This is a genomic window from Synechococcus sp. MU1643 (assembly GCF_020514095.1).
Classification (GTDB): domain Bacteria; phylum Cyanobacteriota; class Cyanobacteriia; order PCC-6307; family Cyanobiaceae; genus Parasynechococcus.
This window is the reverse complement of sequence record NZ_VTKY01000001.1, coordinates 249,073-264,717: the sequence shown is the minus strand read 5'-3', so window position 1 is coordinate 264,717 and position 15,645 is coordinate 249,073. Positions and strand designations below refer to the sequence as shown.

The 15,645-nt window shown below is 60.2% G+C and carries 17 protein-coding genes; 6 read left to right on the top strand and 11 right to left on the bottom strand.

Annotated features, from left to right (window positions below; translation table 11 throughout):
* Window positions 1-95: 95 nt before the first annotated feature.
* The gene (locus FZX09_RS01585) at window positions 96-881 is read right to left on the bottom strand and encodes a metal ABC transporter substrate-binding protein (RefSeq protein ID WP_226400322.1); all 786 of its coding nucleotides are present in this window, start codon (window positions 879-881) and stop codon (window positions 96-98) included.
* Here FZX09_RS01585 and FZX09_RS12000 point away from each other — a divergent pair.
* The 3 genes from FZX09_RS12000 (at window position 825) to FZX09_RS01570 (ending at window position 2,595) form a co-directional block, all read left to right on the top strand.
* Window positions 825-971 carry a hypothetical protein gene (locus FZX09_RS12000; protein ID WP_226400380.1) on the top strand — a complete coding sequence of 49 codons (147 nt, stop codon included), beginning with the start codon at window positions 825-827 and terminating at the stop codon, window positions 969-971. The genes FZX09_RS01585 and FZX09_RS12000 overlap by 57 nt on opposite strands.
* Before the next feature lie 147 nt (window positions 972-1,118).
* Entirely contained in the window at window positions 1,119-1,808 is a 690-nt protein-coding gene (locus FZX09_RS01575; RefSeq protein ID WP_226399360.1) for a metal ABC transporter ATP-binding protein, read from the top strand.
* The gene (locus tag FZX09_RS01570) at window positions 1,801-2,595 is read left to right on the top strand and encodes a metal ABC transporter permease (protein ID WP_226399358.1); all 795 of its coding nucleotides are present in this window, start codon (window positions 1,801-1,803) and stop codon (window positions 2,593-2,595) included. Before FZX09_RS01575 ends, FZX09_RS01570 begins: the two co-directional genes overlap by 8 nt.
* Before the next feature lie 195 nt (window positions 2,596-2,790).
* On the opposite strand, the gene FZX09_RS01565 is transcribed toward FZX09_RS01570, so the two are convergent.
* From FZX09_RS01565 to FZX09_RS01555, 3 genes are all read right to left on the bottom strand, one after another.
* Window positions 2,791-3,024 carry a hypothetical protein gene (locus FZX09_RS01565; protein ID WP_226399356.1) on the bottom strand — a complete coding sequence of 78 codons (234 nt, stop codon included), beginning with the start codon at window positions 3,022-3,024 and terminating at the stop codon, window positions 2,791-2,793.
* A 447-nt stretch (window positions 3,025-3,471) separates the two neighbouring features.
* Window positions 3,472-4,575 (bottom strand): glycoside hydrolase family 10 protein, encoded by a 1,104-nt coding sequence (locus tag FZX09_RS01560; RefSeq protein WP_226399354.1) that lies wholly within the window; start codon window positions 4,573-4,575, stop codon window positions 3,472-3,474.
* A 147-nt stretch (window positions 4,576-4,722) separates the two neighbouring features.
* Complete coding sequence (locus FZX09_RS01555; protein WP_226399352.1) at window positions 4,723-5,718, bottom strand: ribose-phosphate pyrophosphokinase; 996 nt, start codon at window positions 5,716-5,718, stop codon at window positions 4,723-4,725.
* Window positions 5,719-5,774: 56 nt separating this feature from the next.
* On the opposite strand from FZX09_RS01555, the gene FZX09_RS01550 reads away from it, so the two are divergent.
* On the top strand, window positions 5,775-6,311 hold the full coding sequence (locus FZX09_RS01550; RefSeq protein WP_226399350.1) for a hypothetical protein: 537 nt from the start codon (window positions 5,775-5,777) through the stop codon (window positions 6,309-6,311).
* Here FZX09_RS01550 and FZX09_RS01545 read toward each other — a convergent pair.
* On the bottom strand, window positions 6,271-7,203 hold the full coding sequence (locus FZX09_RS01545) for an LCP family protein (protein ID WP_226399348.1): 933 nt from the start codon (window positions 7,201-7,203) through the stop codon (window positions 6,271-6,273). The genes FZX09_RS01550 and FZX09_RS01545 overlap by 41 nt on opposite strands.
* A 79-nt stretch (window positions 7,204-7,282) precedes the next feature.
* On the opposite strand from FZX09_RS01545, the gene FZX09_RS01540 reads away from it, so the two are divergent.
* Window positions 7,283-8,311, top strand: a complete 1,029-nt coding sequence (locus tag FZX09_RS01540) for an NAD(P)-dependent oxidoreductase (protein ID WP_226399346.1) — start codon at window positions 7,283-7,285, stop codon at window positions 8,309-8,311.
* 32 nt (window positions 8,312-8,343) lie between these two features.
* Entirely contained in the window at window positions 8,344-9,912 is a 1,569-nt protein-coding gene (gene malQ, locus FZX09_RS01535) for a 4-alpha-glucanotransferase (protein WP_226399344.1), read from the top strand.
* Here the strand turns inward: malQ and FZX09_RS01530 are convergent.
* From FZX09_RS01530 to FZX09_RS01505, 6 genes are all read right to left on the bottom strand, one after another.
* The gene (locus FZX09_RS01530; RefSeq protein WP_226399342.1) at window positions 9,846-10,766 is read right to left on the bottom strand and encodes a RodZ family helix-turn-helix domain-containing protein; all 921 of its coding nucleotides are present in this window, start codon (window positions 10,764-10,766) and stop codon (window positions 9,846-9,848) included. The two genes, malQ and FZX09_RS01530, sit on opposite strands and share 67 nt — an antisense overlap.
* On the bottom strand, window positions 10,757-11,509 hold the full coding sequence (locus tag FZX09_RS01525; protein ID WP_226399340.1) for a pseudouridine synthase: 753 nt from the start codon (window positions 11,507-11,509) through the stop codon (window positions 10,757-10,759). The genes FZX09_RS01530 and FZX09_RS01525 overlap by 10 nt, the downstream gene beginning before the upstream one ends.
* Complete coding sequence (locus FZX09_RS01520) at window positions 11,506-12,624, bottom strand: HAMP domain-containing sensor histidine kinase (protein ID WP_226399338.1); 1,119 nt, start codon at window positions 12,622-12,624, stop codon at window positions 11,506-11,508. Before FZX09_RS01520 ends, FZX09_RS01525 begins: the two co-directional genes overlap by 4 nt.
* A 7-nt stretch (window positions 12,625-12,631) precedes the next feature.
* On the bottom strand, window positions 12,632-13,345 hold the full coding sequence (locus FZX09_RS01515; protein ID WP_370624176.1) for a response regulator transcription factor: 714 nt from the start codon (window positions 13,343-13,345) through the stop codon (window positions 12,632-12,634).
* Between the two features lie 123 nt (window positions 13,346-13,468).
* Window positions 13,469-13,888, bottom strand: coding sequence for a hypothetical protein (locus tag FZX09_RS01510; protein ID WP_226399334.1), 420 nt, complete (start codon window positions 13,886-13,888; stop codon window positions 13,469-13,471).
* 71 nt (window positions 13,889-13,959) lie between these two features.
* Entirely contained in the window at window positions 13,960-15,609 is a 1,650-nt protein-coding gene (locus FZX09_RS01505; RefSeq protein ID WP_226399332.1) for an AarF/ABC1/UbiB kinase family protein, read from the bottom strand.
* Between the last annotated feature and the right edge of the window lie 36 nt (window positions 15,610-15,645).

The window sequence follows — 15,645 nt, the reverse complement described above, 5'->3', positions numbered from 1 at the left end:
GACGCAACAGGACTCAGAAATAGAGTCAGAAGAAGAAGACGAGAACGGAACATGAAATAGAAAAAATTGAACGTGGAATTTGAACTTAGGCTTGGTCAACGAATAGATGACCATTGAGAGTTCAACGAGTTAGCACCTGAGATATCACAGGAACCACCCTGACCATTAACAATAGTGCAAACATTAAGCGTCGCCGTCGAAACAGCATTGCGACCAGCAGCAATTCCTTCTCCGTAGAGCGGTGTTGTCCAAATCGGCAAACCAGTGCTCTTGCTAATACGCTTCAGAGTTTTGTTGGCCAATGCCGCAGGAGAAAAAATTGTTTTGGCCCCTGATTCTTTTACTTCTTTGGTGATAGTTTTGAGACTGGAGGGCCGCAGAACACCACCGGTTGTGTGGCTATCCAACATCGCAATCTCGACCATTCCGAATCGATCTGCGAGATGGCTGTAGGTCTTGTGATCGGTAACCATGACTCGCTGCGCGGAGGGCAAAGAGCTGAACTGATTGGCTCCCCAGGCTTGAAGAGCTTGGAAAACTTCCAAAGCACGCGCCGTGCGTTGCTGCAATGCCGCACGATCACTGGCCGGCAGAACGGGGGCCAGAGAACTTGAGATGACCCGCACGATCGCAGCGGAATTGGCCGGGTCGTGCCAGACATGGGGGTCGCTGCCGCCATAGGACGGCAGGGCGACTTCACCGACGGCCACCACCGTTCCTGGTGACTTGAGCTTTTTGGCGGACGGGGTCAGCCCAAAACCAATGTGAAAAACCAGATCACTCTTGGCGATCTGACTGCGATCACTGGGCTTCAAGCGATAGGAGTGGGGATCACCACCAGGGGGGATCAGGCACGTGACCGAGGCGGCACCCGCAGCCAGGGTCTTGGTGAGATCACACAGCGTGCCGTCGACGGCCACCACCACAGGTTGAGCCGCATGAGCCGGAACAAGGGCAGCTCCAAGGGCTAGAGCAAAACTAACCCCCGCCGATCGTGCCAAAACAGGACGCATGGACGTCTTGGTGAGAATGATTATCATTTTGCTGAGCACTTGATCACTCGCCAACATGGGGTGTGCAAAACCTCAAGAGGCCCAAGTCCGGCCACCGAAGAGTTGATGAGCCATTCGTCGTGCGTGCTGAGCACAACAGAGCTGTGCTTTAGCTATGGAGGTCGCAACACCGTCGACCGCGTCAACCTGCAACTCCAAGAGGGAACACTGACGGCGCTAGTGGGGCCCAACGGAGCCGGCAAGTCAACGCTGTTGCATCTGATCGAAGGGCGACTGAAACCCAGCCAAGGAACGGTCAACACCAGCAAGCCAATCGGCCTAATGCCCCAACGGGCAGCCATTGATTGGTCGTTTCCGATCACCGCCCGCGACATGGTTCAGCTGGGTACTCCCAAAAAGGGCAAAGCCACAGCAGCGGACCACTGCGAACAGCTGCTGGAACGCGTCGGCATGGGAGACATGGGATCACGACGCCTCAACCAGCTCTCCGGCGGCCAGCAACAACGCGTCCTGCTGGCCAGAGGATTGATGCAGCAAACCGAAATCCTGCTGCTGGATGAACCCTGCAGCGCCATCGATCCACCGACGCGAGGCCATCTACTCAAGGTGATGCGGGATCAAGCGGAAGCAGGTCAGACGCTGCTGGTGAGCAGCCACGACTGGGGCAGCGCCCTCGACAGCTACGACCAGGTTGTTGTGATGGACGGCCAAATCCTGGCCAACGGATCACCCAACATGGTTCGAGAAAAACTGAGCGACCTTACTTGCATGATGGGGAGCCACTGCTGTGGCTGAACCCGACATCTGGTGGCTTCTGCCTCTGATGATCTCTCTGTTGATCGGAGCAATCTGTCCAGCAACTGGAGCGTTGCTGATCACCCAACGCAGGGTGTTGCTGGCCAACCTGATGGCCCATTCCGTTCTTCCCGGCTTGGTAGTCGCCCTGGCTATCGGTATCGACCCAAGCATCGGCGGCCTGATCAGTGGACTGCTGGGCGCCCTGGTGGCTGAACGCTTGAACCGGCGCTTCAAGGGCAGGGAAGAGGGCGCTATGAACACCGTGCTGGCAGGCTTCACCGCCCTAGGCGTGCTGTTGGTGCCCCTGCTGGAGGCACGGGTGGACCTAGAGACAATTCTGTTCGGTGATCTGCTGGCTGGCACCACAACAGATCTACTGCGTACAACCATCTCAGCCAGTGCCCTATTGGCAATGTTGGTGTGGGGCTACCGCGACCTGGTGTTCGTTGGCATCGACCCCGAGGGAGCAGCCATCGCCAAACGACCGGTGCTCTTGATTCGGCTGATCTGCAGCCTGATCACTGCCCTCGTGGTGATCAGCGCCATCACTGCCGTGGGCGTAATTCTGGTCATTGGCCTGCTTTGCGCTCCGGTGCTGATGCACGTGGAACGCAGCCGAAGCCTGAAAGAACTCATGCTGCGCAGCGCGAGCACGGGCCTGCTTCTGTGTGGCGGCGGGATGATGCTGGCGATTGCTATTGACCTACCCCCGGGTCCACTGATCGGAACATTGTGCTTGGCACTTCTGTTCACCTACAAGGCCAACACCGCAGAGCAAAAGTGATTGAAAGGCCTGATTTATGGCTTTTGATTTAAGAACATCCGATCAAGGCGTCGCCTCATTCTCCGCATCAATGTGCGCTCTTGCTCCAGGCGGTAAGTACGTCGAAAGGCCAGGAACAAAACTGTCGAGGTCGACGCCATCCCCACGCTGAACAGGGCAATCAAGCTTGCTTCGCTCATGGCTCCATCCACCGCGCTACTGAACAACGGCAAACCAACCACCGGCCAGGGCAGCAATCAAGCCACAAGCGAGTGCTTGAAGAACAAATTGGCCTGAATCTTTCTTTTCCCAACGATCAATAGCCTTCGATGCCGTACCGAACGGTTCTTTGTTTTTGATTAGCTTATCGATGTACCGCTCGATAAACTGATCATCGAGATCGAGCCGGCGAAGCTTGGAGCGAAGCTGGTTGAGCTCAAACTGATTCATCATTCAAAATCCCATAGCTTCATGGTTATCGAATGCTAAATAGCTGTTCCGAAAAAACTGATGTGGAATATATCAATCATGAGCAAAAAGGGCCAAGCAGGTAATTGAGGATGAACATCTTAGCGAGATTGCATTTTTAATGCGGTTCACCCGGACAGCTCACTGCAGCCAAGTGAATCGATCGAAACTTGACTAATTAACAGCAAGTTCATCAAAATCCTCAAAAGCCTTTAGAACTCTTTCTTCGCTTCGGTTGCATCACGTCTATTGTCTTTGGCCTTGTCTTACTGGAATACCAAACACGCTGCGCTTCGTCATAGCTCTCGACATCCTTGAACGATCCATCGCTCAACCACACGCGGTAGTGGTGACGGTCATAGGGTTCGAAACTGGTTTCGGTGAACTGTTTCATGCAATCCAAAAATAGTGTCAAGCAACATCTGCTGGTCAATCAGATGCAAGTCGAGTGAATGCTGCGCGACGAGGATCTCGATACCGCTCCGCCACATGCTTGCCCCATAGCCCTTCCCAGTAGAAGAAGATCACGCCATGACCGCGCTGGCGTGCCAGGCGAACCTTTTGTTCTAGAACAGCCATCGAGGTGGTGCGTCTGCCGAATCCTGCCAACACGCCAATCTGCGAGGGAATGCCCCAGTCGCGGGCTTTGCGCAGAGCCGGCTGATCCAAGTCCTTGGCGAATCCTTGAACGGAATAGGCATAGTTCTGCACCACCAACTCTTCAATCAACCCGCCCAAAGCCCAGAGCTCCCAATCCTGCAGCCAGAGGTTGTAGGCCGAACGGAAGGGGCCTGGAGAAAGGCTAATTCTGGTGGAGAGGCGCTCCTGCTTGAGACGTTGCCGCAACTCACGCAAGAGAGACGTGAGTTGATTGCGGCGCCATTTCATCCACTGTCGATTGCTGTGATCCCGAGGAGGTGCAAATCCCGTCTCCTGCTCGTACAGCGCCACGGTGGTGGGGTCATAACCGAACTCAACCGGCCAGGCGAAGTGATCGTCCAGTTGCAGGCCATCCATTGGACAGCGCTTCAAGGTTTCCACCACCAACCCGATGAAGCGGGCACGAACCTCCGGATGGGCTGAATTGAGCCAAGCCATCCGATGGTTGCCGTGCATCTTCATCCAACGCTGGCCATTGGCTTTGGCCAAGACCCAGCTGGGGTTATCGCGCACAACGGATGAATCGGCCGGCTCCATCAGGCCGTACTCAAACCAGGGCATCACCTTGATGCCGCGGCGCCGACCTTCCTCGGCCAGGGTGCAGACGGGATCAAGACCAATCCCAGCCTTCTGCAGCGGTGGCTCCACGGGAGCGAAGCGGCTGCGATGGAACGTGGTGCCTCGGCTCCAGACATTGGGCACAACGCGATTGAACCCCGCATCCTGCAGCTGCTGCATTGCAGCGCTGATGCGCTTCCGGTCGTAATAGAGCGGACTGGGGCTGTTGGTCAGCCACACCCCCATGGTGCTGCGGTTCCGGAGCAGACGACCCACTCGAGACTCTGCCATCAGAGGGGCTGGGAGCCCCGCCATCAGGCTGGCCAGAGCACAACCAATTAGAGGCCTCCACCGCTGAGACAACGCCGTTGAAGCACCGGGCCCCAACGATGACTCGGATCAACCGTAATCAAGCCGAACCAAGCCCGCTCATTCAACAGTCCATGGCCCGCAAGCCAGTGATTAGCGGAACATCGAGCTCACGGAGCTCTCTTCATGGATGCGCCAGATGGCCTCCCCCAACATGTTGGCCACGGAGAGCACCTTCAGCTGAGGGAAGACCCGATCCTGCGTGATCGGAATACTGTTGGTCACCACGACCTGCTCAAACAGCCCCTCGGAGGACAGACGTTCGCTGGCGGGGGGAGAGAACACGGCATGGGTGGCGCAGGCCAGAACCCGTTTGGCCCCTTGCTCCCGTAGCAACCGTGCACCCGCACAGATCGTGCCGCCGGTGTCGATCATGTCGTCGATCAGGATCGCCGTCCGCCCCGCCACATCACCAATCACCGTGAGGCTTTCAGCCATGTTGTGACCGGTGCGGCGCTTGTCGATGATGGCCAGCGGAGCATCGTTCATCTGCTTGGCAAACGCCCGGGCCCGCGCCACACCCCCCACGTCAGGAGACACCACGACCACATCTCCAAGGTCCTGCGTGGAGAGGTAGTCCACCAACACGGGGGATCCGTAGATGTGATCGCAGGGGATATCGAAGTAGCCCTGAATCTGGGCGGAGTGCAGGTCCATCGCCAGCACGCGGTCAACACCGGACTTCACCAGCAGGTTGGCCGTGAGTTTGGCGGTGATCGATTCACGACCGGCGGTCTTACGATCCGCTCTGGCGTAGCCGTAGTAAGGCACCACAGCGGTGATCTGCCGTGCGGAGGCCCGTCTGCAGGCATCCACCATGATCAGCAGCTCCATTAGGTGGTCGTTCACTGGCGCGCAGGTGGGCTGGATCAGGAACACATCACAGCCCCGGATCGACTCCTGGATCTGCACATAGAGCTCACCGTCCGCAAAACGCTTGCAGACGCGGGGACCATCAGGCACCCCGAGATAGGCGGAGATCTCCTTGGCTAGAGCAGGGTTCGAAGTGCCGCTGAAAAGACGCAGGCGGCGACTATCAGGGGCTAACTGCTCCTGATCGGAACGGGCTGCTGTCAGGAAACTGGTCACGGCGCCCGCGGAACGAATTCTGCTGTAATCCGATGGTAGAGGTGAGTAGTGCCCCCATGTCCACAGGTTTCCCACTGTTGGTGGGTGCGGGCCCCCTTCCAGAACTCAAAATGCGTCAAGCCTGCGAAGCCCTGGCCCGGGCTTGCCGATGCACTCTCACCACCGTGGCAAGTGGTGCTTCACCCGCTGAAATTTTGCAGACCAACCCGGCGGCCACAGGGCTGGTGCGGCTCAGCGGTGACGCAGCCAGAGCGACCCCAGGAGGAGATACCAGCTGGCTGCAGGCCCTAGCCGACTGGCGTCAGCCGGTGCTGCTGCTAACCAGTGCAGAACCCGACGGCGCCATCCCTGGCGCAGCCGCGGCCTATGCCGCCCTCTGCCGGGAACTCCATGTACCGCTGCTCGGCCTGGTGCAGCTCCAGGGCTCCTGGAACGGCCCAGCGCGACGCCGGGATGGCCTCAGCTGGCTGGGCTGGATTCCCGATCAACATCACCCGAATCAGGCCGAATGCATCGACGCCCTCGCCCGGAGACTTCACTCCGCAGCCCTGCTTAAGGCTGGGGCCAGAGGGGACGGCTGGCACCGGCTTTGATCTGGCGCAAGGTCTGCTCACCAGCCCGGTCGGCCAGGGGCAGGCGGCTGATCCGTGAGGGTCCAGGGCTGGAGATGAGCGCCGCTGCCAAGCTCAGCTGTTCCGAAAGACTCAGGTTGGTCTCCACCTCGATGTTCAGTTGGTTCACCAGCGCAGGAATCACCGCGATGCCACTGGGGTCCTTGACCTGTTCGACTAGACCCTCAACGAGGATGTTTTGGCGCTGGCGACGCTGGGAGACAGCCTTGGGATCGGGCAGGTGGCGCACCAGCTGTTCCGCCTGGGCGCCATTCAGACGCTGTCGCCCCGCCTGGAGCAGGACGGTGTAGCCCTGCGTCTTGTCCTGGCGCTTGTAGGAGTCGCTCAACACCACCTCCACCTCGCCCAGTCCATCCACCAGGCGGCGAAGGGCGGCTCGGGGCATCAGCACATAGCGCTTGGGATCACCCTCCTGGAGGCCAACAATGTCGCGGATGGCATCGCTGAGAAGACCGACGCCACCCCGTCGCCACAAATGGGCAAGGCTGCCAGGATCCTTCTCACCAGGAAGCTGAACGCCGAGCTCCGTTGGGATCTGGAGCACCTGAAGCGGCTCCTGGGCCGCAATGCGAAGCAACAGAAGTGCATCAGCATTGGCAGGCCCTTTGGGCGCAGCTTGATTGGAGGCCGCACCCAGCCGATCCGCATCAACACCAATCAGCAACACCGTGACGGGGATCTCGGGGAAGGGGGCCAGAGTTTCAGGTTGATCCGCACTCAGCGGAGCACCCGCGGCAACACGATCGGGTTCAGGCCAAAGCGTCGCCAGCAACCACCCGGTGACACCAATCCCCAGCACGGCGGAACCGACACGCAGCGCACCACGAACTCGGGGTGGCGACAACCAGTTCATTTCGCTGGACCAACAGCAATGGCGCTTAGTTTCGCCCAGATCTCCAGTTCCTAGCCTGGGCCCCGTGAAGCCGTCATCGATGTCCCTCCGCCACGACTACCGCAGCCGACCACCCGAACAGGTGCGCGTGGTGGTGTTCGGAGCCACGGGCTACATCGGCCGCTTTATTGTGAAGGAGCTGGTGGACCGTGGCTACCAGGTGATCGCCTTCGCCCGCGAGCGCAGCGGCATCGGTGGTCGCCAAAGCAGGGACGAAGTCATCGCCGAATTCCCTGGAGCTGAGGTGCGCTTCGGGGATGTCACCGATCCAGCCTCGATCTCAGCCGAGGCCTTCGATCAACCCACGGATGTGGTAGTGAGCTGCCTGGCCTCGCGCACGGGCGGCCGCAAAGATTCCTGGGCCATCGACCACGCAGCGACCCTCAACACCTACGAGCAAGGACGAGCTGCCGGAGCGGCCCATTTCGTGCTGCTCTCAGCCATCTGCGTGCAGAAACCACTGCTGGAATTTCAGAAGGCGAAGCTGGCCTTCGAAGCCGCGTTGCAGGCGGACAAGGAGATGACCCACTCCATCGTTCGCCCCACCGCCTTCTTCAAAAGCCTGGGGGGCCAGTTGGAAAGCTGCCGCAAGGGTGGGCCTTACGTGATGTTCGGAGGCGGAACCCTGGCAAGCTGCAAGCCGATCAGCGAAGCAGATCTGGCCCGTTTCATGGCTGACTGCATCCATGACGAGTCCAAACGCAACCAAGTACTGCCCATCGGGGGGCCGGGTCCAGCACTGAGCGCCCGGCAGCAGGGAGAAATGCTCTTCCGCGCGCTGAACAAGCCAGAACGAATGCTGTCGGTGCCGATTGCCTTGATGGATGCACCGATCGCTCTACTGGACGCCCTGGCTCAGCTATTCCCGGGCATCAACGACACGGCGGAATTTGGTCGAATCGGCCGCTATTACGCCAGCGAATCGATGCTCGTCTGGGACGAGCAAAAGCAGTGCTACGACGCGGATGCCACGCCGTCCTATGGAACCGACACGCTGGAACAGTTCTTCGAGCGCGTGGCCCGGGAGGGCATGGCTGGGCAGGATCTTGGGGATGCCGCACTTTTCTGAAGCAGCCATCCTTGGGAGACGAAGAGGCCCCCATGGATCAGTCCACTGTTGACCCGGCCAAGGCTGGACCTGGGCGCAGTACCGGAGTGCTGCTGCATCCCACCGCCCTGCCGGGCAGCCCCGTCTGTGGAAGCTTCGGAGAGCCCTGTCGCCGATGGCTCCAGCTGCTGGCCGACCATGACATCGGCGTCTGGCAAATGCTCCCCCTGGCCCCGCCGGATCCCACCGGCTCGCCCTACAGCTCTCCCTCGTGCAATGCCCTGAACCCCTGGTTCCTCGACGGCCAGGACCTGGCCAACGAGGGGTTCATCGGCGATGAAGCCCTCAGGGCCGCTCCAGGGGCTGATGCACCGCTGGAGGGAGCGGAGCGTGTGGAGTTCAACCTCGCCCAGAAACGGGCCAGTGCCCTGGGGGATGCACTGCTTGAAGCCTGGCCTGATCAGGATTCAGCGCGACATGCCGACTTCAAGCGCTGGACGCAACAGCAGCGCTCCTGGTTGGATGACCACGCCCGTTTCCAGGTCCTACACGATCAAAACCACAAAGCATGGTGGGAGTGGCCGCTCCCCCTTGCACGGCACGACAGTAAAGCCCTGCGGGCTTGGGCGGAGCAACACCATGACGCGCTGCTACGCGAAAAACTGATCCAGTGGCACCTCGATCGGCAGTGGCAGGCGATCCGCCATCAAGCAGCCAACCTGGGCATCCAGCTGTTTGGCGATCTGCCCTTCTACGTAAGCAGTGACAGCGCCGATGTCTGGAGCAACCGTTCCTTATTCACAGTCAAAGAGAACGGACAACTCACCACCCAGAGCGGTGTGCCGCCCGATTACTTCTCGGAAACCGGACAGCTGTGGGGCTCGCCGGTGTACCGCTGGGGACAGCATCGGATCACGCGCTTCAGTTGGTGGCGACGAAGAATTGCGCGCCAGCGGGAGATGGTGGATCTGCTGCGCTTGGATCACTTCCGGGCCCTTGCGGCCTTCTGGGCCGTCCCCGGTGGTGACGCCACCGCTGAGAACGGAAAGTGGCAGCCCTCCCCAGGTCATGCCCTGCTGAGCAAACTTTGCAGGGATGCCGGTGGTGCCCTCCCCTTGATTGCCGAGGATCTCGGCGTGATCACACCGGATGTGGAGGAACTCCGCGATGCCTTCCGGTTCCCAGGAATGAAAGTGCTGCAATTCGCGTTCGACGGCGAGCGCGACAACCCCTATCTGCCGGAAAACACCGATGGGCATCGATGGGTTGTATACACCGGCACCCACGACAACCCCACAACCCTGGGCTGGTGGAACGCTTTGGATGCCGACAGCCGGGGCCGCATCGCTGCTCGGGTGAATGGCGAGATCACGGCTCCGGCCTGGCATCTGCTCGACATGGCTTTTGCCACGACCGCAGGCCTGGTGATCGCCCCACTGCAGGACCTGATGCACCTGGACGACCGGGCCAGGTTCAACACACCCGGTACCAGCACAGGCAACTGGAGCTGGAGGCTTCGCAGCTTTGATACCGCACTGGGGAATGCCCTTGGCGGCTACGGGAGCAGGGGAGGAGTCTGGGGACGGTCGCTCTCAGGAGCCAGCAATTTGTTGACCCGGTAGATCCCCGGCCGCTCTTGATCCACAGGCAGAGGCTCACCGTTCCAGAGCACCTGATCCTCAGCACCAGCCGGGGGATCCAGGCGGACTTCAATCGGAGCCTGCAACTGCAGCGTCAACCTGCCGGCACTGGCCTTGAATTGGACCCGATCTCCCCCACCGCTGGAGAGGTGCAGCTCTCTCGGCTCAGCCACCACAACCTCCAGCACACCCTGGGACTGCGGCAGGGCACCCCGCACCAGCTCAAGCCAATGCTGAAGCGTGCGTTGCTGGACCTGTTCCAGGGGTCGCAAGGCCGCGATGGCTTCGTCTGAGCCTGCAAGGTTCGGGCCTCGGGTGATCGCCTCAACGTCAGCACGCATGGGCTCGAGGCTGAGGCTATTGCGCAGGGCCAGGTCCTGCTGTTGACGATTGATGGCCAGCAGGCTGAAGGCGATCACCGCCGCATAAACGACCGTTCCCTGCCAGGTGGTGAAGACATCGATGTTGCCCAGGGTGAAGCGGCCCAAACCCGCTTGGGCGCGTCCGCGGCGGAGCAATACCGGCGGTGGGAGCAGGGGGTCGAGGCATCCACCGGGCAGGGACAGGCGACGCTCGATCTGAGGGAGCATCGAGGCGAGATAGGCCCGCTCTGGCAGGGGATCACGCCAGCCCCGCTCCAGGGCCTCAATCACGGTGGTGGTGATCCGGGTCTCATTCGCCAGATCACGAAGCGAGAGGCCCAGTTCCTCTCGGCGCCGCAGCAGCATCAACCCCAGATCCAGACGCTGCTGCTCCTGGGCCTCAACCGTGTCGGCATCAGGGCTGCCCCCATTACGAGGACGTCGCAACCAAAGTCCTGGACGCTTCAGTCGCATGGGCTTTTGGGCAGATCCATCGAATCAGCCCGCTCGAGCAAGGGCTTCCATTCTCCCTCGCTCAACCAGATCCAGCACCCCTCGGCCAGATCACCGAGCCGCAACCCGGCAATCGCCGTGCGCTGGAGGTCCAGCACCGGATGGCCCAGGACTTCCGCCATCCGGCGGATCTGTCGGTTGCGACCTTCCCGCAGCTCAATCTCCAGAAGCGAACGGTCACCCCAAGCCCGCAACCGACGCACCCTGGCGGGGCGGGTCAAGCGCCCGTCTAGGGGCAGACCACTACGCCAGCGGTCCAGAACCGGCTCCGGTGGCACACCTTTGACCCACACCCGGTAAATCTTCGCGTGGCTGTAACGCGGGTGGGTGAGTTTCAAGGTGAGCTCACCCAGATCGGTGAGCAGAAGCGCGCCATGGCTGTCGGCATCTAGGCGGCCAACGGGGTGAAGACCAGCCCGATGCTCCATAGGCAGCAGGTCAAGAACCGTGCGGCGACCCTGCGGGTCATCACAGCTGCAGATCACACCCACCGGCTTGTTCATCAGCAGCACCCTTGCCACACTTCGGCAAGGCAAGGGCTGACCATCCACACAAATTGTTTGCTGCTGCAAATCCGCCTGGTCGCCAACGCGGGCAACCTGGCCGTCCACCGTCACACGGCCGGCCTGCAGCCATTCCTCAGCCCGGCGTCTGGAGCAGAGCCCGGCAGCAGCGATCAGTTTCTGCAGGCGCTGGCGCGTCATCCCAGGGGATCTCGGGGCAGCAGCAGCTCCATGCAGGCTCCGCCGAGGGGATGATTTTGGGCTTCGATGCGGCCGCCATGGTTCACGGCGATCTGCTGAACAATGGCCAGTCCAAGGCCACTACCGCTGCGCTTGGAACGGGCGCGGGAAGGATCTCCTCGATAGAAGCGTTGAAACATGCGCGTGAAATCGATCTCACTGAATCCAGGGCCATGGTCACGAATGCTGAGCAACCACCAACCGCCGTTCTGGCGCACACTCACATCAACGCTGCTGTCCTCAGGGGAGTAGCGCAATGCATTATCGAGAAGATTGAGCACCGCACGGTGTAAACGGCGCCGATCGCCACGCAGTGGTCCGCATTCGCTGCGGTCCAGCTGTAGCGTCACTCGCCGTTCCTCCGCAATCGGGCCAATGGATCCCCAGGCACTGTCCACCAGATCCTTCAGGGTGAGGGGAACGTGGTCGCTGTCGTCCTGGGGCAGGCTGTTCTCCAACCGCGACAGCTCCAGCAGGTCTTCCACCAGTAGCTGAAGACGCCGGAGTTCCTTCTGCAGCCGTTGCACTAGAGCCGTGTCTTCTTCCTTGACGGCAAGTTCCAACCGATCGCTCACCAGCATCAGGGCCGTTAGGGGAGTCTTGAGCTCATGGGCCACATCACTCACCCAACGCTCCTGTTGCTGTTGCTGGGCTTCGAGGGAATGACGGCTCTGGATCAGCACCAGCCTGCATTCATCAATGCCCAGCAGAACAACGGCCTCCAGCGGGGTCCCCTGTTGATCCCATTCACAACGCTGGGGACGAAGTTGATAGCGGTTGCTGAAGATCAACTCCTCCAAGGCAGGAATGTCGAGGACATCCCTGAACTTCATGCCACGAACCAGGCGATTGGAAGGGATGTGCAGCAGCCGTTCGGCCCGATCGTTGATGTAGGCAATGGAGTGATCCGGGGCCAGGATTATCCAGCCCTGGGTGGCCGCATCAATCCAGGCCAGCAGCTGGGGAGCGTTCAAGACGATGAAGCGATCCTTGGACACCAGGGCACGGCGTCGACGCTGCAGCAGAAGCGTGATTCCGATGCCAGCTGCAAAGCCAAGTGCGGCAGAGATCAACACAGCGCCCTCAGTCGAAGCGATACCCGAAGCCGCGAACCGTACGGATCAATTGAGGAGATGAGGGCTCCTGCTCAACCTTTTCCCGCAGCCAGCGGATGTGAACATCCACGGTTTTGGTGTCACCGATGAAGTCGACACCCCAGATTTTCTCCAACAGCTGATCGCGACTCCAGACGCGCTTGGGGTTCTGAATGAACAGCTCGAGGATCTTGTATTCCTTGGGGGAGAGGGTGAGGTCCGTGCCATCCCGGGTGACTCTGCATTCACTGGGAAACAGGCAAAGGTTGGCGTGACTGAGGGATTTCGGTTCGTACGACGACCTTTCCGTCTGACGGGCACGCCGCAGTAAGGCCCTGCAGCGTGCCACCAGCTCGCGTAGCCCAAAGGGTTTCACCAGGTAATCATCGGCACCCACCTCCAGCCCCAGCACCCGATCGGTCTCACTGTCACGGGCACTGATAACCAGGATCGGGGTGGTGTTGTTGATGCGACGGAGCTCACGACAAAGATCAAGCCCCCCCAAACCCGGGAGCATCAGATCGAGCACGATCAGATCCAACTGGTCTGAACTGTCAGCCGTGATCAGGCTGAGGGCTGAGGCGCCATCGGCGCAGGTGTGAACCTCGAAACCCTCCCCAAGCAATGCCTCTCCAACTGTTTCCCGAATACTGTCGTCGTCTTCCACCACGAGGAGACGACTTTTGGAAACAGCCGCAGACAGGGTTGTCACGTCTGGCAAAAGTGATTGAAACTCATTGTGAATAGCAGCCACTCTCTTTCTGGCAGAACACCGGCTTCGCTTAAGGGCTCAAATCACGAACGAAACGCTCCGTTGAGACGAAGCTCAAAAGAATTCGTCGAAGTTGTCGAAGTCAACCGCTTTGAACTTGCCAGCTTCAACCTGCTGCATCAGGCGCTCGAGTTGAGAAAACAAAGCTCCACCGGTCAGCAGCGATAGCAGCAGTGCAACCAGCAGGGCAGCGCCTGCGGCAAATCCGAAGATCTGAAGACAGCAGCCGATGAACAAAGTCACCCCGATGAGGGTGCCGGCATAGCTGAGGTTGATCTCGGCTGTCCCCAGTGGCAAAAGCGGGAGCCGGTCTTGCTTCCAGCCATCCAACTTGTTCTGCACCTGACGACCGAAGGTCAGGCCGCAGAGCACACCCATCAACAGACCAATGCCAGCCAGCAGGTAGGGGGGCTGGGGCAGGGTCATCATCTGGAGCAGCTGCTCAAGCTCCTGGGCGCTGATCTCCTCAGGCATCGAAGCCGATCTCAAAGATCTGAGACCTTAGCGGTGAGTTCGGCAATCTCGCTGGAGTCGTGATCTCAGCATCACGCTGCCGCCAGGGGATTGAGACCCCTCAACAGCCCACCGGCCAAACGCCGAGGGCCGAAGGTGCGTCCGAGCAGTCCGACCAGTGCACGCACGTCGTCAGTGTGCAGACGATCGTCACGGATCAGGGTCATAAGCAGCCGCTTGCGCAGGTCAGCACCATCTCGGCTGAACAAAAGCCGCAGTCCTGCCCCGGCCACAGGGATCAGTTCCTTGCCGGGAGCGGGAGCGTCCTGACCCACCACATCCAACAGACTTTCCAGCCGATCCAGGCGCAGGCGGCCTGATTCATCAAAGATCACCTCCAGCAGCTTCTCGCGCATCTCGCTGGTGTCTCCCGCCAACAGTCGACGGGCCACATAGGGATAGGCCACAGCAATGATCCGGAAGTTCGGATCGAGCCGCAGAGCAAGACCTTCCTGGCTAACTACGGCACGGATGATCAGGGCGAAGCGAGCCGGCACCCGGAAGGGGTAATCAAACATCAGCTCCGAAAAACGATCGGTGATCGCCTTGAAGTTGAACGATCCAACCGAGTCGCCGAGACTGCCGCCGAGCACCTCCTCGAGAGCAGGAATGATCTGTGTGAGATCGGCCGCAGGGCTGAGAAAACCGAGGGATTGGAAGTCCTTGGCCAACTCGGAGAAATCACCATTGATCAGGTGCACCACAGCACCAGTGAGGGTGAGCCGGTCGCTGTCGCTGATGGAGTCCATCATCCCGAAGTCGACATAACCCACATGGCCAAGATCGCCGGTGCGACCGGGTAGGGCGAAGAGGTTACCGGGGTGAGGATCGGCGTGGAAATAGCCGAACTCCAACAGTTGCTGTAGGCCGCAGATCACGCCGGTGCGGATCAACGCCGTTGGATCAAGACTCTGAGAGCGCAGCTCTTCGCTGTTGCGCATCTTGGCGCCATCGATCCAGGTGGTGGTCAACACTCGAGTGGAGCTGAGCATCCGCTCCACCTTCGGGATGTAGACCGCATCGTTGTCCGCGAAAAGAGTCGAGAACCGCTCGGCATTGGCCGCTTCCAGGCCGTAATCGATCTCCTCAAACAGGCTGCGGCCAAACTCATCAATGATTCCGCCTAGACCGAAACCAAGGTTGAGCGGCAGCAGCGGCGCCGTCATCACCCCCAGAGCCCGGATCAATACCAGATCCCGTCGCAGAATGAAGGTGAGATTGGGGCGCTGCACTTTCACCGCAACCCAGTGCTGGCCCTGCAGACGGGCTTTGTAAACCTGGCCAAGACTGGCGGCGGCGATCGGCGTGTCGGGGAACTCCTCAAACAACTCCTCGGCCGGAGCACCGAGTTCCTCTCGGATGCAGGCCAGGGCGATGGCATGGGGGAAGGCCGGCAGATCGTCCTGCAGGCGCGTCAGTTCTTCCAGCCAATCCCGACGCACCAGATCCGGTCGGGTGGAGAGGGCCTGCCCCAGCTTGATGAAGCAGGGCCCCAACCCCGTCAGGGTGTTGAGAATGCGACGCGCCAGCCCCTGCTGAACGGCGGGGTCACTGCTGCCTCCACGCAGCAGCAAGACCAGCACAAGCCCCGCCAAGGACCACAGCACATGCACTAGGCGCGGGATGGCAACCCAGGGACGCAGCAGTAACCAGCCCAGATCCCGCCCGGGGTCGTAACGCATCGCAACGCGATTAGTACAGAGGGAGACTTTAAGGAG

What these genes read in the sequence shown, in the direction of transcription:
- FZX09_RS01550 (WP_226399350.1), top strand. Translation starts at nt 5,775, where the DNA reads ATGTCCACAGGTTTCCCACTGTTGGTGGGTGCGGGCCCCCTTCCAGAA.
- FZX09_RS01530 (WP_226399342.1), bottom strand. Translation starts at nt 10,766, where the DNA reads ATGCGACTGAAGCGTCCAGGACTTTGGTTGCGACGTCCTCGTAATGGG.
- FZX09_RS01560 (WP_226399354.1), bottom strand. Translation starts at nt 4,575, where the DNA reads ATGGCGGGGCTCCCAGCCCCTCTGATGGCAGAGTCTCGAGTGGGTCGT.
- FZX09_RS01575 (WP_226399360.1), top strand. Translation starts at nt 1,119, where the DNA reads ATGAGCCATTCGTCGTGCGTGCTGAGCACAACAGAGCTGTGCTTTAGC.
- FZX09_RS01525 (WP_226399340.1), bottom strand. Translation starts at nt 11,509, where the DNA reads ATGACGCGCCAGCGCCTGCAGAAACTGATCGCTGCTGCCGGGCTCTGC.
- FZX09_RS01505 (WP_226399332.1), bottom strand. Translation starts at nt 15,609, where the DNA reads ATGCGTTACGACCCCGGGCGGGATCTGGGCTGGTTACTGCTGCGTCCC.
- FZX09_RS01510 (WP_226399334.1), bottom strand. Translation starts at nt 13,888, where the DNA reads ATGCCTGAGGAGATCAGCGCCCAGGAGCTTGAGCAGCTGCTCCAGATG.
- FZX09_RS01545 (WP_226399348.1), bottom strand. Translation starts at nt 7,203, where the DNA reads ATGAACTGGTTGTCGCCACCCCGAGTTCGTGGTGCGCTGCGTGTCGGT.
- malQ (WP_226399344.1), top strand. Translation starts at nt 8,344, where the DNA reads ATGGATCAGTCCACTGTTGACCCGGCCAAGGCTGGACCTGGGCGCAGT.
- FZX09_RS01565 (WP_226399356.1), bottom strand. Translation starts at nt 3,024, where the DNA reads ATGAATCAGTTTGAGCTCAACCAGCTTCGCTCCAAGCTTCGCCGGCTC.
- FZX09_RS01540 (WP_226399346.1), top strand. Translation starts at nt 7,283, where the DNA reads ATGTCCCTCCGCCACGACTACCGCAGCCGACCACCCGAACAGGTGCGC.